This window comes from Verrucomicrobiia bacterium (assembly GCA_036405135.1).
Taxonomy (GTDB): domain Bacteria; phylum Verrucomicrobiota; class Verrucomicrobiia; order Limisphaerales; family JAEYXS01; genus JAEYXS01.
Window position 1 is genome coordinate 314,414 of sequence record DASWYF010000013.1, and the last position, 23,437, is coordinate 337,850.

Genomic DNA, 23,437 nt, shown 5'->3' on the forward strand with positions numbered 1-23,437 from the left:
CATTTCTTACTGCGGGGAACTCGACTGAGACAGAGGGGAGTTTCATAAGCTCTTACAGGTGGGTTTGATTCCCACCTCCGCAACCAATTTCAAGGGAATCGATCCAGCCGCCCGACTGTAAATCGGGTGTCATCAAACAAGGTTGGAAGTGACGAACTGGAGCGTTACCAGCGGCTCCCACCATCTTTTGAAGGACGATTTTGGATTTACGATTTACGGGGCTGTGGGCGTTTCAAAACTGCAGTCGATTCGTAAATCGTAAATCCCAATTCGTAAATTTCTCTCGGAGTGTAGCTCAGTCTTTAGAGCGCCTGGTTTGGGGCTAGGAAGTCGCAGGCGAAAATCCTGCCATTCCGACCATTTTAAGAATGCTGCTGTGGCTGAGTGAGATCAGGCGTTCGTCTTCTAAACGAACTAATGCAGGTGCGAATCCTGCCAGCAGCTCCAGTTATTTCTTTTGCCGGGTAGTGTCAAAGTAGCACGGCGGTCTGTTAAACCGCTTGAACTGGTGCAAGTCCAGTCCCGGCAGCCATTTCACAGGTTAGGCTCGTGTAGCTCAATATATCAGAGCGCGGCGCTTCGAACGCCAGGGTTGGAGGCGAGAATCCTCCCATGAGCACCAATTTATCAGGGTGTATTGTCAGCAGTAGACGGCCTCCCTCGGAAGGAGGAGGACGCAGGTGCGATTCCTGCCACCCTGACCAATCTCAATTACGATTTACGATTTACGAAACTTTTGGCGCTTCGGTTGCCTCAGTTGCTTCGTAAATCGTAATTCTAAAATCGTAAATCAGTTCCGTCCGATAGCTCAAAAGCAGAGCGCCCGCCTGATAAGCGGAAGACCACGGAGCGTCACCGTGTCGGACGACCATTTTTTCGTTCACTCCATTCAACCCTCAACGAAAGGAACCGTATGTATCGCGAGACCTCCTATAAGCAGAGCCCTTTGCTGTATCGCCGGAGCTACAAGCCCGGACGCCGCCAGACATTGACGTTCTGTCCGCAACCCTTGCCGACGGTTGTGCGTGAAGGTGAAGTCAAGCTGCCGCCGATCAAGGGCGTGAAAGAATAAGTTTCCGCCGGTTGCGATTACCCGCAGTCGGCGACCCGGGTGGGGAACCCCAAGGGCTGATGGTGGCGACATCATCAGCCCCATGAATTTTACGGTTAATCGCTGATCAGTGCCCAAAGACATCTTTCCAAGGGGGCAAAAGCGATAATGGAACGGTGGCAATCAGATCGATCCGCGATTGCCGCCGTTCCAGTTCTATTTAGTGACGCTGGATGGTGTCGGAAGCCACTTACTGAATAGGAGGAGGCCGCGCAGGTTGGGCAAGGACCGTATGGCTAGGCGCGACGAAGGAGAATATCCTATATGGATCTTCGACTGAGGAGCAACAACGCCAGACGGTCCTTGCCCAATCTGCCCGGAGGGGTGCGAGTCTTTTTTGAGGAGACTTCGTTGTTCGTCAGTCAGAGATCTCTACGGATATCTTTCTTCCTCACGCCTCGTCTCCTCAAAAAATCCTGCGCAACGCGGCCTCCTCCTATTCAGCAAGTGGCTTCTAAGTCTGCACGGCTGGCTGAAGCCCGGCAGGTGTCGGCGCAATTCCGACTCCAGCGGCCATTTTAGTAGATAGTGGATGGTTGATAGTAGATAGCGAAGTTTTGAAGGCGTTCACCTTCCATCGACTATTCACCATCTACCATCCACAAGTTAATCGTCCGTGAATGCAAAGCAGCTCGCGCGCCTGGACTTTCATTCCAGCCCTAGCCGGTGCGAGTCCGGCCACGGATGCCACTTTGATTTACGATTTAAGAAGTACGATTTACGAAGCGACAGGCAGTTTGGTGCTGCCAATCGGCTCGTAAATCGTAAATCCAAAATCGTAAATCTACGTTTGCTTTCAAGGTGTAACAGATCTGCATGTCTCCCTGCGAAGGAGAAGGCTCATGGTGCAAGTCCATGTGAGAGCACCAATTCAAGGGACGAGGAAGAAGTGCGAGGGGCGAATTAAAACAGGCCCAGTTCGGACTTCTCACTTCTGACCTCGCCCCTTTCTGAATGGTGATCATGATGTAAGAGCAGCATCACGCCCTGTGAAGGCGTTTGTGCCGGTGCAAATCCGGTTGATCACCCCAATTTCAAAACAGAGAGAGCTGTGCATTGGAGCGATAACTTTTCGTTGTGCTTCAATGGCGTTGTCCTAGAGTCCGCTCCATCTGTTCAACGGCCTGTCCGCCTTTGATTGGTATGTTAAACCTAGAAGAAGCCGTCCGCGTGAATCCGAGCATGAGAAAGCTCGAGATCGGCGATTTTCTTTTTGCGGAATACACCTGCGGCATCGGCGCGGAAAAACTAGGTCTTTGGTCGCCCACGGATTATCTCGTGAATGTCGTTACGGGTAAGAAGACTTGGCGGACCGCAGAGGCCACCTGGGTGGCCAAGCCGGGCGAGAGTTTGTTTTTCAAAAAAGGCGCAGCCATCGTCGATCAGCATTTCGAAGTGGATTTCTGTCTGCTCATGTTTTTCATTCCGGATCACGTGGTGAAAGGCATCGTGCAGGAAGTGGCCGCTAGTCTGCAGCCGATCCCGAGGAAAGTGACGCCGATCACCTCCGCCGCCTGGGTGGAGAATGATGTGGCGTTGCTCGCCTTCCTGCAGTCCATGCGCAGTTATTTCACGGCGAAAGAAAAACCTTCGGAACCATTGCTGCGCCTGAAACTGAAGGAGCTGGTCATCAGTATTCTTACCAGTGGAAAGAATCCGGAACTCGCCGCCTACTTCCGCAAGATGGGCGAATGCGAAGCTCCCTCGGTCGCAGAGATCATGGAAGAAAATTTCCGGTTCAATCTTTCGCTCGAAGAATACGCCAAGCTGTGTCATCGCAGCCTGTCTTCTTTTAAGCGCGAATTTCAAACGGCGTTTCATGAGTCTCCCGGCAAATGGTTGCTGGGCCGTCGTTTGGATTATGCCGCTGGCCTGTTGCGCAATTCGCCGCAGAACGTCACGGCCATCGCGTTTGAAAGCGGCTTCGAAGATGTCTCGCACTTCAGCCGCGTATTCAAGGATCGCTTCGGCGATTCTCCGGTTGCCTATCGTCAGAATTCTGTGAGCTGAGGCTGAACCGCTCAGTCAATGGATTGAACCGCGCAGCAAAGCGGCGTTTCTCTTCCTTTCTTATCATGCTGGCCGATGAATGGGTTGCCCATCATCAGACCGAAAGCTGCATATGTATAAGAAAGAGAATCTGGCGGTATTGAAGAAAATGGACACGCTTGCCCCCGAAGTGATGAAAGCCTTTTGGGCTTTCGACAAGGCGGCGCTCGCTGACGGTGCCATTCCCGTGAAATACAAGGAACTGATCGCCATCGCGGTCGCGCTCACCACACAGTGCCCGTATTGCATCGATATCCACGCTGCGAACGCACGCAAGGCGGGTGCAACGGATGTCGAGATCGCGGAAGCTGCCATGGTCGCCGCTGCGCTGCGCGCCGGTGCCGCCGTCACTCACACCACACACGCGCTGGGAAAATAACAAATTATCCCGCCTGATGTGCCGAGCATGGGCTGTGATCGTGTGCCGGTTCATGAACCGGGCATCTGGCGGATAAGCATTTTTTGCCGTTGGTTCGATAGCTCTCAAAAACATCGGTGGAATGGAAGCTGCTAAGTAGCGGTTGCTCTTATATGAAGAAAGTCTTGGTTTTGTGGGTGTTTTTGTGGGCTTTAACGGTACAAGCGGGACCGACGAATGCCATCATGTTCGTCACGCAGGTGCCGATTCCGGGCGATTTCACGAGCATCGGCTCAACTTTTGGAAATCACAGTGCAGACTTGGAAAGCTGCGGTCGTGGCGGCGATCTCTACATCCGCTACCCGAATGGCGAGGTGAAAAACCTGACGCGTGCCGCTGGTTTCGGTAAGTGGGGAGATCAGAGGACGAATGGTATCGCCGTGCGTCAACCCGCTGTCCATTGGGATGGCACGAAGGCTGTCTTCAGCATGGTGGTGGGCGCACCGAAGAAACAGTATGACTACAATACGGTGGCCTACTGGCAGCTTTACGAGATCACGAATTTCACGGACCCGTCAGCGACTCCGGTCATCACGAAGGTGCCGAATCAACCGGCGAATTATAATAATATCTCGCCGATTTACGGAACGGATGATCGCATCATCTTCACGAGCGATCGTCCGCGCAATGGCCAGCGCCATCTCTATCCGCAACTGGACGAGTATGAAGAAGCGCCGACGGTGACGGGTATCTGGAGCTTGAATCCGGCGAATGGCGATCTGTTCATCTTGAATCACACACCGAGTGGTGCGTTCTCGCCCACGATCGATAGCGCGGGTCGCGTGGTGTTCATCCGGTGGGATCACTTGCAGCGCGATCAACAGGCAGATGCCGATTCCGATGGTGAGATCGTCTACGGCGCTTTCAACTGGAGCAGTGAGGCGACGAACTCGGTGACTACCACGAACGTGACGGAAGTATTTCCGGAGCCGCGTGCCGGTCGCACCGACCTCCTCGCCGGAACGCATTTGCGGGGCAATTCGTTCAATCAATTTTTCCCGTGGCAGATCAATGAGGATGGCACCGGTGAAGAAACGCTGAACCACGTGGGCCGTCATGAATTGGGCGGCAGCTATCGCAGTGCGGCGTTCGATAACGATTCGAACATCCAGGATCTGTATTATTTCGGTAATAAATTCAATACGAACACGATTGAGCACATGTTCCAGATGCGCGAAGACCCGCGCACGCCGGGATTGTTCTACGCCATTGCAGCGCCTGAGTTCGGCACGCACAGTGGAGGTCAGTTGATCTCCCTCACAGGCGGTACGAACGTGAATGCGAATGCGATGCGCATCGATTATCTCACGCCGCTGGCCACGCGTTTTCCTGCGGATGCGGATGATATTCCCTCCGAACACTCGGGTTTTTATCGCAATCCTTTGATGACCACAGATGGTTATCTCATCGCTTCGCACACGGCGTGGCAGTTGGAGGAGGATGGCGGTGACTCTTATGAGTTCCCGAGCTCGAAGTATGATTTCCGCCTGAAGATACTGCAGAAGATCGGCAACTTTTATGTGCCGAACTCTGTGTTGACCACGGGCCTGACCAATCGCGCCACTTACTGGACGCCGGATGATTTCATCACGAACACGAATGTGCTGTGGGAACTCGACCCTGTGGAAGTCGTCGCCCGCACACGTCCGGTGCATGTGGGCGAGCAGGTGGAAGCGCCAGAACGCACTGCGTTCGAGCTGGCTGGCGTGGATATGGAGAAATTCAAAGACTATCTCCGCACGCATGAACTGGCGCTGATCGTCAGCCGCGATGTGACCACGCGTGATAAGGGTGATCGTCAGCAGCCGTTCAACTTGCGCGTCAGCGGCACGACACATCAGACGGTCGGAGCTTCAGGCAAGATCTATGACGTAGCGTGGATGCAACTTTTTCAGGCAGACCAGTTGCGCGGGTTGAATCACGGAAATGTGAATGAGACCGGTTATGGCCGTCGCGTGATCGCGCAGCATATGCATGACGCCGCGGTGGATAATCCGACCACGGCACAGACATTGGTGGGCAGCGTGAAGATCGCTCCGGATGGTTCACAGGCGGCGATTGTGCCAGCTCGTCGAGCGATGACGTGGCAATTGACGGATACCAACGGTGTGGGTGTGGTGCGTGAGCGTTACTGGCTGACCTTTCAACCCGGTGAGATCCGCACTTGTGTGAGCTGCCATGGTATCAATCAGAAGTCGCAAGCAAACGAACTGGTGCCGACAAATACGCCGCAAGCATTGGTTCAGCTCCTGAGCTACTGGAAGACCAATGTCACCACGAAGCAGGATGTGGCGATAGATCAGGCTGCAAAATATTTCCAAGTCACCTTTGTGCGTCGTCCTGCGGAGACGGGCGTGACCTATCACATCCAGCACTCGACCGATCTGGCGAACTGGACGGATATCGCCAGCTATGCAGGCACGAACATCGTGCTCACGGCACAGGCGCAGGAAGTCTCCCGGACCGGTTCACCGAATGAGAGCGTCACCGTGCGTGACATCTCGGGGATCAATTCCCACACGCAGAAATATTTGCGAGTGCATGTGACGCGACCGTAAGCGACACCGACATAAAATTAGCAGGGCAGGTGCTGATGATCTCGGCACCTGCCCTTTGGCTTTCCAAAGCAAGCCTGAAAAATACTGAACTCTTTCCAATCTATCTATGAGAACTGATATGCACAAAGTCCTGACGGACGACAGATGCTACCGCTGGTCAAAAATCAAACAGGAAAGAAAAGCGAATCGGACAGAGGACCAGTTGCCCCGTTGTGAGGGGATGAAGCGGTTGCATGGTGTGGGAGGTAAATATTTAAACGGACGTAACGGTCCTCTGAAGCGTTGGTTGCGTTCCCGATCTGGATATCACTGGGATAAGGTGTTCAGTGAAGCGGCCCAAGTGTTCAAGTTAGATGATTTCGTGAGGAGACAGATGCGGATCAAGCTGCTGGATATGGTCGAGCGGAATACTTTCATGCGAGATGGGGAGGTTTGGTGCTGTAAACCTAATTCATGGCGCCGGGAGCAGGAAGTGCCAGTGCAAGAATTGAGGAGCCGCCGGGATGTTTTCTATGTGCATCCGGAGAGCGGAGTTTTATTGCCCGTGCCAGATAAGCCTCGCGGGCCAAGGATGCTGGAAAGTGAAGAGAAGAAATTTGGCGGGGTGAAACGGAAACTGCCGAAAGATTTTTTGCTGCTAAAGCTGAAAGGGCATTGGTTCGAATGCCGGATGGTGCGGTATCCGAAACGGTGGGAGGTCGCACCTTATGATGTCTTGGTGCGGTTGCCGCTCATCGCTTCTCATGCGAGGGAGCTTTATGGCGAGTCATTCTATTGCATTCGCAAGCGACAGCTTTCTCGCAAGGAATTGCGCGAGCGTGGGCTGAGCAACTCCAGGTCGGCGGCAGATTGTTTTCTTACGGTCATTGGCGAGCGTTTGCTGGGGAAAATCCAGCGAGCCAATGGCAATCCTGTGCGGTGCTGGCTTCAGTGCAGAACTGATTTCTGTGCTAAAGCCAGCATCGTGCTAAGTGAAGTAAATATCCACATCAAAGCAGGGAATACCTGCGAAACAAAAACTATGAGAGCTGATATGCACAAGGTGATTTGTGAATCACCACGCGGAGGTCAATATTGGGCGAGGAGGTTTCCCCGTCCGCAGATAAACTGTGAAGAGGCTCCGAAATACGAGAGCATCACAAAGCCGCATAAACATCGGAAATGGTTCGGCGAACATCTTGGACCATTGAAGCGCTGGCTCAGGTCAAACGTCGGCCGTCCCTGGAACGATGTCTATAGCGAGGGCAGTCCCATCTTCAAGCCGGACAATGTCGTGCGGGCGCACATCCGTTTTCATCTGTTGCAGATGGTGAGGCGCAACACGTTCATGCGTGATGGAGAGATCTGGGACCGCGGCGACTGGATGGAGCATAAGTTGAGAGGTGGCATCACTTGCTCGCCAGTCTTCTATGTTCATCCTGAATCAGGCTTGCTGTTGGAATCGCATGCCACTTGGAAACAGGAACGCAAGGCTCAACAACAGGCGGAAAAATTACATGCTGACCATCGTTGGCTGACGGATGACACGATGCTGAAGCAGATCGAAGGTGTTTGGTATGAATTCCGGTTCAAGAAATTACACGATGGAAATGGGGTCTTTGATCTGCTGGAGCGACGAGTGGTGTTCTCCCATGACGTGGGGCGTGCGGGAGCATGCTATTCAAAACACCAGCTCTCGCATCGGGAATTAAAACGTTTTGGCTTGGTCAACCAAGCCACAGTGAAAGCGCGGTCTTCAAGGCATCAAGGTGCTTTGACGACCGCGCTTCATGCTTTTTCATCCCGTTGGCCGAGCAGTTCAGGCAACAGTTTGCAAAACTGTTTAGATGGGTGCGATTCCCATACGGGATTCCAAGCTTGTGATGGAATGCGCTGACGATCAGCAGCGTTTCAGGAAGACGACGCGGGAGATGGCGGTGATGGTCGGGGGCTTGATGCGACGCCAGAGTTCGGCGGATTCAGTGGTGGTGCCGGTGACTTCGTGATTGCCGATGAAGAACCATAAGCCGCCTTCCTCGCGGCGGACATAGACGGGGAGCGGGCCAGTGGTCTCAGCGAGCTTGGCGCCCCACTTGGCCAGATCACCTTTTTTCCCGACCCACACTTCACAGGGGTTGCTCTCGGCGAGCGGGTTCCACATGAGGCCGAGGCACACGCCTTTGATCGCGTCACCCTGATGGATCACGAAATGAGGCGGAGCAAAATCACCGCCGAGATCCTTGCGGATGGCGTTAAAATCATAGCCTTCACCGACGATGTGTTTGGGGGCTGGAGCCGGAGTCGAGTTATCAGACATCGGCGCTAGACAAGCAACGGAGCGGGGTGGAGTCAACTGGCATAATCGATTAAACCGTAGCGCTATTGTCTGAATCAAAATTTTTGCAGCAAAGCAATGAAGTTGCGCTTGGGTTTATGTCGGGCACGGAGTTGAGCGAGGTAATTGTTGAATTCTTCCTGTCGTTCCAGAGCGTGCATAAGTGAACGGATATGTTTAACCAGCTTCGCAGCCTCGGCGTAGGAACTGTTATTTTTCAATTCAATCTGAGCTTCCGCCAGTTTTTGATAGACGGGAATGACATCGGCTGGATGTGTGGTTTCCCGTGTCTTGGCGAGTTGCAGCCAGAGCGAATTGTGACAACCGCCGCTGATAGCTTCCTGCCAGGCTGTTTCCAGATCATTTTCCCAGAGCGCAATCTCCACGAGTAATGAATGGCTGGGAGGATATAAATTCCAAGAGCCGCCTTTGCGGACTTGGAGGGCTTTTTCCGCAGCGATTTTCTCGCGGATATGGTCCAATGCTTTGGTTCGCCAAGTAGGCCATTGTTTGACCTTATCGACGTGGTTTTTGAGCAGTTGATAGCGGTCTAGCCTAGGAAAATCGATAAACTCTGACCAGATGAGTGATAACGCATCATCATGACGATGCGCGCGATGGTATTCATCAGCCAGAAATTCTCTGAGCCTGCCATCCGGGCGTTTAGGGAAAGCATTCAGACCTCGCTCCGCCCAAGCGAGTGCTTGGGGATAGTTTTTGGCGGTGCGGTATATTTCTGCGATCTGCAGAAAACAGTAAGGGCTGCTCAAGTCTTTGGATTTGACCGCCACCACCGCTTCAATGTCGCCCGTTTTTCGGGCGAGAGATTCCATCATGGAAGTGATACGGAAATATTTGGTGAACTTATTGACGTCGGAATCATTTGGTTTGCGTGCTGGAATTTCCTCCCACTTTTTTTGGGCCAGAGACTGGTAAGTCTTGAGTCCTGAAGGACCGAGGATTTCAGCGTAAACTTCGGCCGCCTGATAGAAGGTGTCCCAAGAAGTCTTCATTTCCCAGTTGAAGAGCTTTTCGGCCAAAGCTACTGGATCGGGGCGGGCTTTTTTGCAGGCTTCGTGATGCAGATCTTGAAAATCATGGAGCAAACTGCTGATTTCTCCATCGGAATCGTCCGCATGGTTAAGGGCGTTTTCAATGGCGGACAAGCCGTGCTCGGCCAGTTCTATGACTTCAAGGGCATGACCTTTCTTGAGAAGTTCGGCGAGAGAATTGACGACGTTACGCACACCACTGGCAAATCCGCGGGCTGAACGGTAGTCAACGAAGCCATGTATATGAGTAGCGCGGTTGATGGCATCACGGTAGGATTCAACATTGATTTTTTTCCCGGAAGTGCTGATTGCCTGCAAGAGGAGCTTCTCGCGCAGGATATGATCTTTGGCGGCTTGATCGAGGAGCAGATTGATCAAATATTCCTTGTCCTGGCGGGCCAGCCAATCACGCGCATCTTTCAATGTGACGGTAGGTGTGGAAGATGATTTTTTCCCGTTATTGCGATTGGCAATCCAAGTGAGGCCGACTGCGACGCAATGTTTGCAGAAGGTTCCATCCTCACCCATGGGGCAGGTGCAATCGTAGGCCAGTTCATTGGCATCGACCCAAAGTTCGACGGTGTAGTTTTCCGTGCCAGAGACCTGAGCGGTGATCCGGTGATTAAACTCCACCAAGTTATGCACGGCACCAGATCGGGCGTAGGCATTACCGCGCTGAAACGATTGTGAACCTGAGCAGCGTTGAAGGTTCTCTCGGGTGACAAGGTCGGCCAGATCACGGGTCGCAGGCATAAAAAGGCGCGTCGAAGGTCTAAATGAGATGGGCGCTCCCGCAAGCGGGATTAATAGGCTCTAATGAGCATGTCCTGACGCCCCGGCAGCTATGATCTCAAAGCCGGAATTGGGACCGAGACTCTTTCGACGCGCTATTATTCTCTTAGCATTATCGCGTAGAATCACAAGCGTGATTTCTGCCAGCGCGACTGATCTGCGCTTGTGCGAATGGGTAGATTCGGGCAGAAACCGGGTCAGCCATGCACCAGCCATCTGACATTTGCAGAATGTTTCTAAGCTTGGTGTTGGTATTCAGTGTCATCGGCTGCGCCACTCAGTCTTCCTCCATGAAACCGAAATATTACGGTTACACTTTGGGCTTCGATTCACCGGAGGATGCGGCTATGCAAGCGCAGTTGGAGGGAATTGATACAGCCTTGCGCGAGAAACACGGCATGAAGCCGGAGCAGACGATGGTAGGGGTGCTGGATTTGCGGACGTTGCGGCTGGCGATGTTGCGGCCGGATAAGATGGAGTATGCGGCCAGTGTGCCGAAGGTTGGCATCTTGCTCGCTTACTTTCAGCTGCATCCGGAAGCGGTGACGAATCTTCCGGCGCAGACGAAGCATGAGATGGGCTTGATGGCGAAGGCGTCGAGTAATGAGATGGCAGCGAAATTTTCGCAAGCGATGGGTTTGAAACAGGTGCAACAGGTGCTGAACAGTTACGGTCTGTATGACACGAATCACGGTGGCGGCATCTGGGTGGGGAAGCACTACAGCAAGGAAGGGGAGCGCATCCCAGACCCGATCGGCAATGTTTCCCACGGGGCGACGGTGCGGCAGTTGTTGCGCTATTTCCTCTGGCTGGAGCAAGGGAAGTTGGTGTCGCCAGAAGCATCTAAGCTGATGCGAGAGATTTTTGGATCGCCAGAGATACCGCATGATCAAATCAAGTTCGTGAAAGGACTGAGCGGCCGAGAGGTGCGAATCATCCGCAAGTGGGGCTCGTGGCAGACATGGCTGCATGACAGCGCGGTTATCACGGGGGCGGATCGGCACTACATCCTCGTAGCGCTGACGAATCATCCAAAGGGGGATGCGTATTTGGAGGAGCTGGCACGGGCAGTGGATGATTTGTTCTCCAATCAATAAATCGGTAGCGAGATGGGGAAAGACTCTGCCGAGCCCCGACATTCCCTTGAAGTGCCCGTAGTTAGATTGCAGGGACAAGGAGCAGTAAGAGTTGAGGTTTTCAGCGTCTTACCATTGCCAGAGTAACCGTATCGATTTGTTCATCTGCTCAAGTCTGGCAAGGGCTCGACAGAGTCTCGCCCTACCATTCATACAAATTTTCCCGGGCATAGGTGTTGATAGATACACGCCGGTCTTCCAAACCGGATTACAGGGAGCGTTACCCTGATGCCCGTCCATCCATTTTCCCAAGTGAGCCAGAGGAGCGATCTAGACCTCGCACGGTCGAATTAATGATCGGCATCCTCGGCTCGGTGCGCTTGGGAGATCCTTTTCTTTGTCATGCGGGCGGCAGGTGCTTGCTCAGGACTTCACAGGCCTGAGTGCGATGGTTCAAGTCCATCCCCGCGTGGCAAAGAGGTTTCTATTCATGCTTCGGGAACTCGAGCAGCAGAGTGTCTGTCTCTTAAACAGATATGTCAGGGTGCAAGTCCCTGCCGAAGCACCAATTTGATTTACGATTTTGGATATACGAATGACGAGCGGTTGATGGGTTTCTTCTGTCTCGTAAATCGTAAATCCAAAATCGTAATTCTTCCGGTGTGTGGTTAACCCCGAATAGCAGAGGGGACAGTCTTAGAAACTGTGAGCCTTGGAGGTGCAAGTCCTCCCACGCCGACCAACTTTTGAGGGTTTCGAGTTTGAAGTTTCTGGTTTCGGGTTGTGTGCGGCATCAACTCGTAACGCAAAACTCATAACCCGGAACTTACGTTAATCGGAGGGTCAACCAGACGAGCGTGCTGGCGCTGTTTGCTAAACAGTGGGTTCCCCGTTCGGGGGATGTGGTGCAAGTCCACGGCCCTCCGCCATTTCAGTTTTGTAGATAGTGGATAGAGGATGGTTGATAGTGTGAGTGGTGCTTCCGTCTATCAACGATTCACTCTCAACCATCAACTAAGTTTTGCCACCTCTGATCGCGAAGTAGATCGAGCGGTCCATGTTGACGGATGAAGCCGGTGGAAGAGACCGGCCAGGGGTGTGCCCTTTTTCACTAATGGTTTCGGGTTTGGTGTTTCTTGTTTCGAGTTGTCTGCGTTCGGAGGCTCGACGCGAAACGGGAAACTAGGAACTCGTAACTTGTCGCTTTGCGACTGGAGCTGAAGCCACAGCAGACCGGCATCGGACTTTTAATCCGATAAGGTGAGGTTGCAACTACCTCCGGCTCCACCAGTTTTTAAAGAAATTTAGAATGAAGAAGTGAGAATGTAGAAGGTGCAGTTTTCTACGTTCTTAATTCTTCATTCTGGATTTGTTTCGCCCGGTGATGAAACAGGATCATGTCTGTCCTACAAACAGAACTTGAGGGTGCGATTCCTTCCCGGGTGACCATTTTGCAAAGATGCCTCGTGGCGTAAAGAGCAGCGCGACGGTCTCTGAAACCGCAGGACTTGGTGCAATTCCAGGCGAGGCAGCCATTTGGTTCGAGGACGATGGCGACGACGAGCACGAGGGGAAGTTTCCATAACAACAGAGGGCAAACACCAACACGGAAGAAGTGTTAAATGGATTGAATCGTTAAATCGTGAATGGGTTCACGTTTTTAACCATTCAACGCGTTTTACGATCTAACGAACGAAACGACTTATGAGCGATGTGCTGAACAAAGCGGTTGTCCTGGTGCTGAACCGGAACTGGCAGGCGATCCATGTGCGGACGCCGGCAGAGGCTTTTTGCCAGATGGCCACAGGGGCGGCCACAGCGCTGGAGATCGAGGGTGAGGAATACATCCGTCCAGTGACGTGGGCGGAGTGGATCACTCTGCCGGTGCGTGAACAGGATCAAGCGGTCCGCACGGCGCGCGGTGAGATCCGGGTGCCGACGGTGATCGTGGCGGTGAACTTTGACAGGGTGCCGAAGAAGCGCCCGAAGCTGTGCTCCAAGACGATCCGCGAGCGCGATGGGAATCGCTGCCAATACACGGGGCGTGTGCTGCGTCCGGACGAGGGCAGCCTGGACCACGTGCTGCCGCGGTCGCGCGGCGGGCAGGATACGTGGGAGAACCTGGTGTGGGCGGATAAGGACGTGAATACCCGGAAGGGTAACCGTCTGCCGCACGAAGCGGGGTTGAAGTTGCTCAGCGTGCCGCGGGCGCCGAAGGAGCAGTTGGTCACGGCGTTGATCCGAAATTCGCACAGCATCCCGGAGTGGAAGCTGTTTTTGAATGAGTGAGTGAAGAGGGGGGTGAAGCGTTAGGCGCGCTCACCCCTCACCCCCGCCCTCTCCGCCGAAGTTCGGCCTCCCTATAAGGGGAGAGGGTGATGGCGGGCGCTTACGGTGTGCGGACGCGGTTGGTAATTTGGACGGTTGTGTGTTTCGGCGGCGGCGCGGTGAGGACACCGCGCCCTACCAATTTTTAAGTCGTATGAACATGAGTGAAATGAGCGAAAGCATAGAAAGGTTTATCTGTGAGAATATTGTTTCCGAGTCATCCTTTACATAGGCGGCAGGCGGATCCGGAGTATGCGGGGGAGTGGCGGGCGGCGAGAGCGGCGGGGTTCGCGTGTGAGTTGTATGACGTGGACCGGTTGCGGGAAGGGAATGCGCCGGAGGCGTTGAAGTGTTGCGCACCGGCCACGTCAGCGGGTGAGGCGATATTGCATCGCGGGTGGATGTTGCGGTGTTGGGCGTATGGCTCGCTGCATCGGGAGTTAATTGGGTTGGGGTATCGGCCGGTGGTGTCGCCGCAGGAGTATGCGGAGGCGCATTATCTGCCGAATGCGTATCCGCTGCTGGCGGGGCATACGCCGGAGAGCCGGTGGCTGGCGGGGAACGATGTGCGGGCGGCGTGGTCGGTGTATGAAGAATTGGCGGCGGCCGATGTGATCGTGAAGGACTTTGTGAAGTCCGCGAAGCATCGGTGGCAGGATGCGTGTTTCATTCCGGCACAGACGCCTTACGCACGGTTCAAGGACATCTTGCTGACGTTCTTGTATGTGCGCGGGGATGCATTCGAGAAAGGGTTCGTGTTCCGGCGGGCGCACTCGCTGGTCACGACAGGCGCGCACTCCTGCGGTCGGCCGAAGCATGAGGAGGTGCGGCTGTTCTTTTGGGATGGCGAGTTGTTGGCGGCGACGGATGAAGGGCCGTTAGTGGAGTTAGCGCGGTGGACGAAACTGGCGCGGCGGTTCAGTAATCGCTTCATCACGTTGGATGTGGCGCGGCAGATGGATGGAAGCTGGATTGTGATCGAGACGGGTGATGGCGGGGTTTCGGCGTTGCCGGAGGGGATGAGGGCAGAAGTGCTATACAAAGGCTTTTGCACGTTTTAGCATTCAGGGCTGAAGCCAAAACGTTTAAAGAATGAAGATGTGATAGGTGCTTACGTCTTTCAATTTAGGAGCCAATGAAGAGGGTGTCACAATATGAACGATGTTGATCGAAAACCAATTAGCGAGTTCTTTGAGGCAATCAAATCGATTGCATCGGGATACAATCACGCAGTTTTCAGCTATGTGGCCTTTAAAAAAGGGCAACATTTCGAACTCGCCAAAGGTATATTGCAGTTGCAGGGAGTTTCTCTGGGTGTTCCATCAAAACACTTCAGATCAGAGAATATTGAAGCAGGCCTTTACCGACTTGATGAGATTGGGCAGACTCCTACATCAATAATTGATGCCCTGCTAACTGGTGAACTGAAGCTGCCGTCTGGGGATTTGAGCTTTCCACCGGAGGAGTCGCGACCTCATTCAGTCTATTTCAGTCCCTTTTTCTCTGGCGGAACAGTGCTTCAGCACCGTCAAATCCAACTTAATGTTTATGGAGGCCGTCGTGAAACAGTATGGCCTCCAAAATTCGATTGGGAATTGAGAGCTTCGAATACGCCTTACGATACCGTGCAGGAACTGTGTGGTGAGTTTGGCCTTGGTGCTCTGAATGGGGATATAATCAGCGTCGAAATTATAGCTTACAACGTGGCGGGAATTGATACGCAAAGCAGAATCAACGGATCTCAAGCGCATCTCATCTTGAATTTGGCCCACGGCTTAGAACCTGCGAAAGCGTCGATAGGATACCGACTTTTTCTAGGGAAAAACGTCGTAAAACGGGCGACCATATCTGGCAGTTCAATGGAATGGAGCACCACGGAAAAGTTTCAACAAGGCATCGGCAAGCTGGAGGTTCCAGTGGGCGCGGTGTTGAATTGTGTGTCTTGCTATAATGGGATGGCTCAAAGTCATTACTGGGTAGCTGATTTGGACAACGCACAGAATCCTTTTCGAGCGGTTCATCAAGCTTTTGATAGTAAGCTCGATATTCTACAGGAACTAATCGCGAAGGCTGAGAGCAAAGGTGCCAATGCAAGAGATTTGGAGTTGGCGGTTGCTTGGCTTTTGTGGCTTCTAGGGTTCAGCGCAACTCACATAGGGGGGACACCTAGGACATCAGATGGACCAGATTTGATAGCCGCGACCCCAGCAGGAAATTTCTTGGTCGTTGAATGTACGACTGGAATTCTGAAGGAGAATAACAAACTGCCGCACCTGATAGAGAGAACGGAGAAAGTCAGGCGAAGCTTATCTGCATCCGGGAATCAACATCTAAAAGTTTGTCCTATTCTGATTACAACCAAGACACGCGAAGAGGTTAAGGCAGAGTTGGATCAAGCCTATAAACTCGGCATTTTCGTGGTAACCCGTGATGGGTTTGACGAAATTATCAACCGAACACATGTCGTTCCCGATGCCGATCGGCTTTATTCACGCATAGAAGAGGTTGTCAAACGTAACTTGGAAACGCCACAGCAGACGTCTTTGCCTTTTAAATAGTATGGAGAGCGCAATACATATTCACCCGACGGGTGAGGCGACAGGCTTCATCCCGACTCCGGGAGGCAAGGTAAGCCGATCACGGTGATCGGGACGAATTCCATTCGCGCGGGTAGGGCGTGAGGGGGGATTTCAGTCGTCACTACGTGACGAGGGTTTTCTTTTGGTTGATACCGTGGGTTTCACCCACGGCTACCATCGGGTGTTCGCTACGCGAACGGGGGATAAGGCTGTGATCGGTTTTCAGAGGGGGTAAAGTTTGTTGATGAATTGGCGGAGTTGGGTGGCATCGGCTATGCAGATCTGGAGTTCGCGGGGCATCTCGTTGCAGAGTTCGGAACAGAGGGTGTCGAGTGTGTCGTGAGTGCAGGGGGCGCTGATGACGATTTTGAGTCCGCGAGGGTAGATGTCGATGGGGAGGATTTGAAATTGGTGGGCTATACGGGCGGGGATTCGATTAAGGAATTCAGGGGTGAAAGAGACATGCTCGAGGTGGACGAATTCAAGTCCGGAGGAGTCGAACATTTCGCTCATGAGGCAAAGTTCCAACATGGAAGAGGATTCGTCCATTTTGTTTTTACCGCGAACGACGCGAAATACGCGAAAACGGGGCAGTTATCAACCGAATGGGGTCAAGCGAATGGGCTGCATGGATCAGGTGATGTCTGATGAGGTGTCGCTTGATCCGCCGATGACACGGTCACGGTAGGCGCGCCAGGTATCGAGGCCGCCTTCCAGTGCGGCCAAGAGTTCCGAGCCGTTGGAGATGGGGATGATTTGGAAGTTTTCCAGCAGATTTGGGGGCAAGTGCCGTTCCTGAGCTTCATCGGTAAGCAGGATGCAGGGTGGGTCCATGGCGGGTAATAAGACGCAGCCGCTTGCGCGGGTGAATTCAAAGATGAAGTTGCCGATGGGCTCGCTGGTGCCTCTGAGAGCGAACATCACACCGGTGAATGATTCCCGGCCATCAAGTCCAGCAGCATATATCTCCAAGTGGGAGCCGTCTGGGAATTCCACTCCGTAGAAATCATGCTCAGGCTCATGGATATGGCGGACCTGAGACAAGATGGCGCGAGCCGCTTCGGCGTTAGCTGGGGCGCTATCTCCATTACGAAATGCCTGGGTGAAGACATCAAAGCTCATATGAGTTTCTTTGAATTCGGTGGAGATGTTGTTTAGTGATGTAGCTAAGGTGATTCAATGATGAAAATGAAGCGGGCTTTCAGCCCTTGATCTTCTTGGCGGATGCTTGCCCAGGCCGTTGGCCTGGGCTGGTATGACATCGCGCCGTTGGCGCTTCGGGAGCGGGCTGAGTGATGTTTCATTTTGCTTTGGCGAGGCCTTTTAGAATGGCGGCTTTGTCTTTGTGTTGATCGCAGATTTTGCGGAGGGTGGCGCGGGTCAGGGTAGTGGGGGAGTTGGCTTCACTGAATTCATCGACGAGCAGGAGGTAGGTGACGGTGCTGCCATACGCCAGTGTGATCCAAGGTTTGTCGGGGCCAGCCTCATTGGAGGGTTGGCCTTTTGGATTGGTGGCGTAGCGGGCTTCCAGTTTCACGGGACGCACGCCGAGCACGCACCAATGACGGTAGTGTTTTTCTCCCTCAAAGACGGGGGTGGCGATGCGGGTATCCACGGCGAGGTCGGAGTCTTTTTGCCAGCTTGTCAGATAATTGCTGGCGAGGTCCATCAGGGTGCGCGGGTCTGCAGCTTCACCGGGAAGGAGCGAGGGTTTTAGGCCGATGTCTTCGCAGGCGAGGAGGTGGAAGCCGTAGAAAAGGTTTTTCATGGTGGCGAGTTCTTCCATGAGCGGTAGCGCGCGGGGGCCGTTTTCCTTGAGGCCTTTTAAAGATTTGAGCTGGGCTTCCGGCAGCAGAGTGGGCAGGAGATTTTCGAGGAAGGCGTAGCTGCGAGCCAAGCGCAGGTAGCTGGTGGGATTTGGCTCGAGACGAAGGCGGGGAGATATGCGGGGGATCTCGTAAACTTCTAATGCGGTTGCAGCAACGGGCATGTTTACTTCATGTGTTTCACGTTGTTTGGTGAGGATGGCGCGGAAGGCTTCGACGAGGCGTTCTTTGTATTTGCGGGTGAGGAGCAGTTTTTGATTTTCCGGGCCGCGCTCGGGGAGAAGGAAGGTCTCGAGAGCGAATACTTGATAATCATACCAACCGCTATCGGCGCGAGGGGCGAGATCGACGCGACCGCTGCGGATGGCTTTGATGAATTCTTCCATTAGATCGACACCGGCGGGCAATCCCGAGGTTCCGAAGAGTTTGGTGAAGAGCACGGTTTCCTTGGCTTGCATGGGGCTAAGGAAGTAGCGGCCGTCAGGTTTATCCAAGGTGTCGAGCCATGCAGGATTATTAAGCCCGGCTTGAGCGGACAGCATGCGCTGATAGCTGGCGAGGAGGGAAGGTGATGCTGCGAGGTTTTTGCGAAGGTCGGTAATGACCGTGGAGGATAGCCGTTGCTGGATGAAGCGGGTGGCGCGCCAGATGCGTTGGAGATCTTTTGACCACGCGTAGAAGCTCAGCGGTTCGGCTTCTGGAGAGGCGAGGAAGTTGTCGCGGAGTTTTTGTGCGATAGGGTTCAGGGTGATTTTGGGTGTTTCCGCGAGGTGTAAGGCGGCTGAAACCCACGCGTGAGCCTCGGAGCCTTGGGGCAAGGTCTGGTGAAGAACAAGCAGCACGGCAAGTGGGGAATCAGGTGGAGGTGCGGTGGCGGAATTTAAAGCAACCATGAGAGCGGCCATGAGGCCGTCATCGAACTGCTTGGCCTTGGCAGAGAGGAGATTGACGGAGGGCAGGAGAGGCGTGATACGGCTTTGATCTTGGAGTGCCTCGGCAGCGGCGCGGTAGTGAGGGTAGAGGCGATTGAGCGGTTCCTCAGTCTTTAGAGTGTTGCCGATGTCCAGGTTGATGATGGCATCGCTGCTGTTGATGACCCAAAAGGTTTGCTCGGTCTGGAGAGAGCGAGAATCAACGAGGGCGGGATCGAAGACGGGTTTCTTGTCGCTGAGTTTATCATCGACCAATAGCGGTGGACGCGAGGTTTCCTCGGTGATGACATCGCGCTCGATGGTGAATTCTTCTGATTTGTCGAAAGGGGACCAGTAGCGAGAGACAACGGCGATGACGATCAGGAACGCAATGGTGATGAGGGCGACTTTTCGTTCAGTGGTCATGGGCTCCTAGGCGCATTGAGTTCAGGTGATGGGAGAAAGATAATAGAGGGGCAGGGGGCTGACGAGGGGAAACGGAATGCGAGTTACACAGATTGGGATTTTTGGATGTTCTTGAGAGAGAAAAGGTTGCGTTTTAGCTGCAAATTTTAGCGAAAAGAGGTGGTTTTCTTGAGGGTTTTTGATAATGTTTTCAGTGCTGACAACTCGTTGTCGGTAAAGGCGGGTGAGACTGGAGGTTGGCGCTCGAATCGGAGCGGTAGGCAGCTTCTGGAGAATCCCAAAGTCATCAAGCATAGCGATGTGATTTTATTGCATTGGTGTGTCCTGCGTTGGTGGGGAGGTGACAGCCTTATGGAATCAGCCGAAGTTCGGCTTCCCAATAGGGGAGAAGTGCTTCGGCGGTGGTGGGGTTGGGTTTACGTGAGTGCCTTGGCGAAAAGAGTCAGGGCTCGTCGGGAGCCTCGCCCTACCATGTCAGGATCTGTGGGTGTATCGGGCGCTGGATCAGGGCGCGTAAGCTGGAGGGGGAACGGGACGTCGGGCGGCGTAGGATTTTATGTCCGCTCGGGGAATCCTCAGTAGCCATTGCGGAACCAGCCGGGTCAGGAACAGCATTAGAGTCTGGCCTCCCTATTAGGAGGAGCCATAGGCGAGATACATCAACAGGGGTCGGATGGTTTCATTGCTCTTTGACATAGTTTCCTTTTAAGGAAATGCAGGCCGAAGGTCGGCTTCCCTTTATTAGGGGAAGGAAGAATGGGGAGGTTAAGTGCCTCCTCTCCCCGGCCCTCTCCTCCAACTATCGTTGGAGGAGAGGGGGATGGGAGCGTTGTGCTTCGGCGATGGTGGGTCGTAGTTATCGCGGTGCTTTGGCGAAAAGAGTCAGGGCATCGCGGCAGCAATGCCCTACCATGATTGGGTTGCTGCGTTTCTTTTGGAGTGGCTGGCGAGGGTCGGATTCGAGAGGTGTAGACTGGTTGCTAAAGTGCCGCATGAACAGGATGCAATCGTGTGAGTGATACACTGAACGGACGAGATGGGAAGGCGACTTCGGGGGAATGAATTAATTTACGATTTGGGAAGGACGATTTACGAGTCGTTCGTGTTTCCAGGTTCTTGCTCTTGGTGGGCGAGAGCCTCAAGGGAAAGTTAGGGACCGGGTGGAACCGGTCCTTACCTTGTTTAGTTAGCGCCGTCTCATCCCGCATGCGGGACGGCTACAGATTAGGAGAAGGTCAGTTCCGCCTCATCACTTCGGCGGCTACGTTGCTTAGTGGCGTTTCGCGGAGGCGTTCTGCTTCGCGCGGAATTCGCTGGGGCGCCAGCCGATCCACTTCTTGAACGTGGTGGAGAAGACGAAGGGGTTCTGGTAACCGACGGACGCAGCGATGACTTCGATTTTGTCGTTGTTCACGCTGAGGAGTTCGGCGGCGCGTTGCATGCGCAGGAAGGTCACTTGCTGCATGGGGCTGCGGCCGAGTTGGCGGCGGCAGAGGCGGCGCAGGTGTTCGCTGCTGACGTGGCTGATGGAGGCGAGGCGGTCGAGGGTCCACTCTTGATCGAGTTCGTTGATGACTTGATGCCAGAGGCGCCAGAGGCGGTCATCGCCCTGCCAGGGTTGCGCGAATTGCAGGACGTAAGATTGGATGAGTTCCACCCAATGATGGAGCGCGCTTGGTGAGTTGCCCGCACCGCATTCGTGATAGAGACCTTCGACGGCGTGACGTAGTGGCAAGCTGTCGAACTTCGCGATCACTGGGGAGGTGGCGGAGATGATGGGTTTCTTTTCCGGCGGTTCGGCGTAGCGCACCCAGCAGAATTGCCAACGACATTCGGAGGTGGCGTAGAAGGCGTTCATGGTGTGCGGCGGCAAGAGACAGGCGGTGCCGGGAGCGCAGACTTGCCAGTGGCCATCGATGAGGACTTTGCCGCGTCCACCGAAGCAGGCGAGGAGATAGGTGCCGCTCTGATCCTTACGCACGACGCGGTAAGGGACCTTCGCATTCGCGATGCCGACGTGAGCGATCTGGTGCAGGCCGAGGGTGTTGCAGACGCGAGCTTCTTGCAGCCACTGGCGGGGGTCGTGAGTGTCAGCGCGGACGACGCATTGATGTGTGTCGTCGCCGATGATGTGCGTTTCCGATAGCTTTTCGTGCTTCCCACTCATGGCTGGTGCTTAGTGTGTGCCTATACTACAGTCACTGAACCGGATTGCACGATTAAACAACATCTGACTTTTGCTTTATGCCGAATCCATGGACTGGAAAAGGAAATCCTTACACGCGCAAAGAAGTGGTGGAACGCCTGCGGGCCGTGGTGAAGAAGGGTGACGCCATCATCGCAGCGGGTGCGGGTACGGGCATCAGCGCGAAGTTCATCGAGAAGGGTGGCGCGGACCTCGTGATCATCTATAACTCCGGCCGTTTCCGCATGATGGGCCATGGTTCGACGTGCGGCATGATGGCGTATGGCGACGCAAACGCGATCGCGATGGAGATCGGCGAATACGAAGTGCTGCCGGTGGTGGAAGAGGTGCCGGTGATCTGCGGTGTGCACGCGACGGATCCGCGCCGCCGCATGTGGCACTGGTTGGGGCGCATCAAGGAAATGGGCTTCAGCGGGGTAAACAATTTCCCGACGCACACGATCGTGGACGGTCATTTCCGCGGCGTGCTGGAAGAAACAGGCATGAGTGTGAAGAAGGAGTATGAGATGGTCGCGCTGGCTCGCCGTATGGATTTGTTCTCGGTGGTTTACGTGGGTTCTCCGGAAGAGGCTGTCGAGATGGCAAAGGCGGGTGCGGATGCGATCATCGCGCATGTAGGCACGACGGTGGGTGGTTCGATCGGTGTGACTAAGTCCGTGGTGTCATGGGATTTCACGATCAAGCGCACGCAAGAGATCATTGATGCCGCGAGCCGTGTGCGGAAGGACATCTTCTTCCTGTGCCATGGCGGACCAATCAACACGCCGCAAGATGCGGATCGCGTGATGAAGAACACGGATGCCGTGGGTTTCGTGGGTGCAAGCTCGCTGGAGCGCATGGGCGTGGAGGCTTCATTGACGAATTTGACGAAGGAATTTAAGGCGTTGAAAGCTCCGGCAGCGAAGAAGTTTGGGAAGAAGAAGTAGCTTCTTTTCACCACGGAGGCACGGAGAGCGCGGAGTTTGGAGACATGGAACTGGTTTCCAAAGAGATTACGGAGCAAGTGATCGGTGCCGCAATCGAAGTGCATCGGGCGCTAGGGCCGGGGCTTTTAGAGTCGGCCTATGAAGCCAGTCTTTGTCATGAATTGAGTTTGAGACGGCTGGCTTTTCAGACTCAAGTTGCGCTGCCGGTTGCTTACAAAAGCATCAAACTGGATTGTGGTTATCGGCTCGATATGGTGGTTGCCGGATCTGTGGTGGTTGAGATAAAGGCCGTCGAAAAACTGGAGCCAGTTCATGAAGCGCAATTGCTGACTTACATGAAGTTGGGTGGATACAAAGTGGGGCTGTTGATTAATTTTAACGTCCCGCTATTAAGAGATGGCATAGTGCGTCGGGTGCTTTGACTCTGTGTTCTCAGTGTCTCCGTGGTTAATTAATATTATGCAAAAGCATGTTTTCATCAGTGCGGCGCAGGCGATGACAGAAGAGTTCAAGGGGCGCACGAATCATTGGCTGTGCCGCCCTGAGATCGCGAACTGCAAGGACCTGCAGATCTGCCGCGCGACGTTGCCACCGGGTGAGGGACATGATTTTCATACGCATCCGGAACTGGAGGAAGTGCTCTATGTGTTGGAAGGACAGTTAGAGCAGTGGGTGGAGAAAGAGATGAAAGTGCTCAACCCTGGTGAGTTGGCGGTGATCCCGGCGGGTGTGGTGCATGCTTCGTTCAATCCGACGAAGAAGGATGTGACCTTTCTCGCGATCCTTTCGCCAGCAGCGGCGAAAGGACCCTTTGCAGTGGATGTGAGTGGCGAAGAGCCGTGGAAGTCTTTGCGGAAGAAATAAG

General features: G+C 54.0%; 18 protein-coding genes and 12 tRNA genes. 24 read left to right on the forward strand and 6 right to left on the reverse strand.

What is annotated here, in order from left to right; genetic code table 11:
- Positions 1–10 precede the first annotated feature (10 nt).
- From VGH19_06940 to VGH19_06990, 11 genes are all read left to right on the forward strand, one after another.
- Positions 11–86 (forward strand) — tRNA-Met (locus VGH19_06940).
- A 198-nt stretch (positions 87–284) separates the two neighbouring features.
- Positions 285–360 (forward strand) — tRNA-Pro (locus VGH19_06945).
- Positions 361–370: 10 nt separating this feature from the next.
- A tRNA-Arg gene (locus tag VGH19_06950) sits at positions 371–447 on the forward strand.
- A gap of 11 nt (positions 448–458) precedes the next feature.
- A tRNA-Asn gene (locus VGH19_06955) sits at positions 459–532 on the forward strand.
- Positions 533–545: 13 nt separating this feature from the next.
- Positions 546–622, forward strand: a tRNA-Arg gene (locus VGH19_06960).
- A 6-nt stretch (positions 623–628) separates the two neighbouring features.
- Positions 629–704 (forward strand) — tRNA-Pro (locus VGH19_06965).
- Positions 705–913: 209 nt separating this feature from the next.
- A complete protein-coding gene (locus VGH19_06970; GenBank protein ID HEY1171093.1) occupies positions 914–1,072 on the forward strand; it encodes a hypothetical protein in 159 nt (52 codons plus the stop codon).
- 1,182 nt (positions 1,073–2,254) lie between these two features.
- Positions 2,255–3,121, forward strand: a complete 867-nt coding sequence (locus VGH19_06975) for an AraC family transcriptional regulator (GenBank protein HEY1171094.1) — start codon at positions 2,255–2,257, stop codon at positions 3,119–3,121.
- Positions 3,122–3,233: 112 nt separating this feature from the next.
- Positions 3,234–3,539, forward strand: a complete 306-nt coding sequence (locus tag VGH19_06980; protein ID HEY1171095.1) for a carboxymuconolactone decarboxylase family protein — start codon at positions 3,234–3,236, stop codon at positions 3,537–3,539.
- Between the two features lie 152 nt (positions 3,540–3,691).
- Positions 3,692–6,136: a hypothetical protein gene (locus tag VGH19_06985; GenBank protein ID HEY1171096.1), complete on the forward strand. Its 2,445-nt coding sequence runs from the start codon at positions 3,692–3,694 to the stop codon at positions 6,134–6,136.
- A 1,779-nt stretch (positions 6,137–7,915) separates the two neighbouring features.
- Positions 7,916–7,990, forward strand: a tRNA-Cys gene (locus tag VGH19_06990).
- 25 nt (positions 7,991–8,015) lie between these two features.
- On the opposite strand, the gene VGH19_06995 is transcribed toward VGH19_06990, so the two are convergent.
- Both VGH19_06995 and VGH19_07000 read right to left on the reverse strand, forming a co-directional pair.
- Positions 8,016–8,432 (reverse strand): hypothetical protein, encoded by a 417-nt coding sequence (locus tag VGH19_06995; GenBank protein HEY1171097.1) that lies wholly within the window; start codon positions 8,430–8,432, stop codon positions 8,016–8,018.
- Between the two features lie 74 nt (positions 8,433–8,506).
- Positions 8,507–10,255, reverse strand: coding sequence for an SWIM zinc finger family protein (locus tag VGH19_07000; GenBank protein HEY1171098.1), 1,749 nt, complete (start codon positions 10,253–10,255; stop codon positions 8,507–8,509).
- 329 nt (positions 10,256–10,584) lie between these two features.
- Between VGH19_07000 and VGH19_07005 the strand changes: the two genes are divergently transcribed.
- From VGH19_07005 to VGH19_07050, 10 genes are all read left to right on the forward strand, one after another.
- A complete protein-coding gene (locus VGH19_07005; GenBank protein ID HEY1171099.1) occupies positions 10,585–11,391 on the forward strand; it encodes a serine hydrolase in 807 nt (268 codons plus the stop codon).
- A gap of 471 nt (positions 11,392–11,862) precedes the next feature.
- Positions 11,863–11,938 (forward strand) — tRNA-Lys (locus VGH19_07010).
- Between the two features lie 90 nt (positions 11,939–12,028).
- Positions 12,029–12,112, forward strand: a tRNA-Leu gene (locus VGH19_07015).
- Positions 12,113–12,583: 471 nt separating this feature from the next.
- Positions 12,584–12,660 (forward strand) — tRNA-Lys (locus VGH19_07020).
- A gap of 85 nt (positions 12,661–12,745) precedes the next feature.
- Positions 12,746–12,819 (forward strand) — tRNA-Val (locus tag VGH19_07025).
- An 11-nt stretch (positions 12,820–12,830) separates the two neighbouring features.
- Positions 12,831–12,905 (forward strand) — tRNA-Gln (locus tag VGH19_07030).
- A 169-nt stretch (positions 12,906–13,074) separates the two neighbouring features.
- Positions 13,075–13,659, forward strand: coding sequence for an HNH endonuclease (locus VGH19_07035; protein HEY1171100.1), 585 nt, complete (start codon positions 13,075–13,077; stop codon positions 13,657–13,659).
- A 236-nt stretch (positions 13,660–13,895) separates the two neighbouring features.
- Positions 13,896–14,759, forward strand: coding sequence for an ATP-grasp domain-containing protein (locus VGH19_07040; GenBank protein ID HEY1171101.1), 864 nt, complete (start codon positions 13,896–13,898; stop codon positions 14,757–14,759).
- Between the two features lie 93 nt (positions 14,760–14,852).
- Positions 14,853–16,256 (forward strand): hypothetical protein, encoded by a 1,404-nt coding sequence (locus VGH19_07045; protein HEY1171102.1) that lies wholly within the window; start codon positions 14,853–14,855, stop codon positions 16,254–16,256.
- Positions 16,257–16,526: 270 nt separating this feature from the next.
- Entirely contained in the window at positions 16,527–16,925 is a 399-nt protein-coding gene (locus tag VGH19_07050; GenBank protein ID HEY1171103.1) for a hypothetical protein, read from the forward strand.
- Here the strand turns inward: VGH19_07050 and VGH19_07055 are convergent.
- The 4 genes from VGH19_07055 to VGH19_07070 all read right to left on the reverse strand — a co-directional run bounded on the left by VGH19_07055 (position 16,911) and on the right by VGH19_07070 (position 21,607).
- A complete protein-coding gene (locus VGH19_07055) occupies positions 16,911–17,399 on the reverse strand; it encodes a hypothetical protein (protein ID HEY1171104.1) in 489 nt (162 codons plus the stop codon). The two genes, VGH19_07050 and VGH19_07055, sit on opposite strands and share 15 nt — an antisense overlap.
- Before the next feature lie 178 nt (positions 17,400–17,577).
- Positions 17,578–19,440, reverse strand: a complete 1,863-nt coding sequence (locus VGH19_07060; GenBank protein HEY1171105.1) for a hypothetical protein — start codon at positions 19,438–19,440, stop codon at positions 17,578–17,580.
- 21 nt (positions 19,441–19,461) lie between these two features.
- Entirely contained in the window at positions 19,462–19,734 is a 273-nt protein-coding gene (locus VGH19_07065; GenBank protein ID HEY1171106.1) for a hypothetical protein, read from the reverse strand.
- Between the two features lie 976 nt (positions 19,735–20,710).
- Positions 20,711–21,607, reverse strand: a complete 897-nt coding sequence (locus VGH19_07070) for an AraC family transcriptional regulator (protein ID HEY1171107.1) — start codon at positions 21,605–21,607, stop codon at positions 20,711–20,713.
- 77 nt (positions 21,608–21,684) lie between these two features.
- Here VGH19_07070 and VGH19_07075 point away from each other — a divergent pair, with 77 nt between their 5' ends.
- The 3 genes from VGH19_07075 to VGH19_07085 are packed head-to-tail and all read left to right on the forward strand — an operon-like array spanning position 21,685 to position 23,436.
- Positions 21,685–22,572, forward strand: coding sequence for a phosphoenolpyruvate hydrolase family protein (locus VGH19_07075; GenBank protein HEY1171108.1), 888 nt, complete (start codon positions 21,685–21,687; stop codon positions 22,570–22,572).
- Positions 22,573–22,616: 44 nt separating this feature from the next.
- A complete protein-coding gene (locus VGH19_07080; protein HEY1171109.1) occupies positions 22,617–22,994 on the forward strand; it encodes a GxxExxY protein in 378 nt (125 codons plus the stop codon).
- 37 nt (positions 22,995–23,031) lie between these two features.
- Positions 23,032–23,436 carry a cupin domain-containing protein gene (locus tag VGH19_07085; GenBank protein ID HEY1171110.1) on the forward strand — a complete coding sequence of 135 codons (405 nt, stop codon included), beginning with the start codon at positions 23,032–23,034 and terminating at the stop codon, positions 23,434–23,436.
- Position 23,437 lies beyond the last annotated feature (1 nt).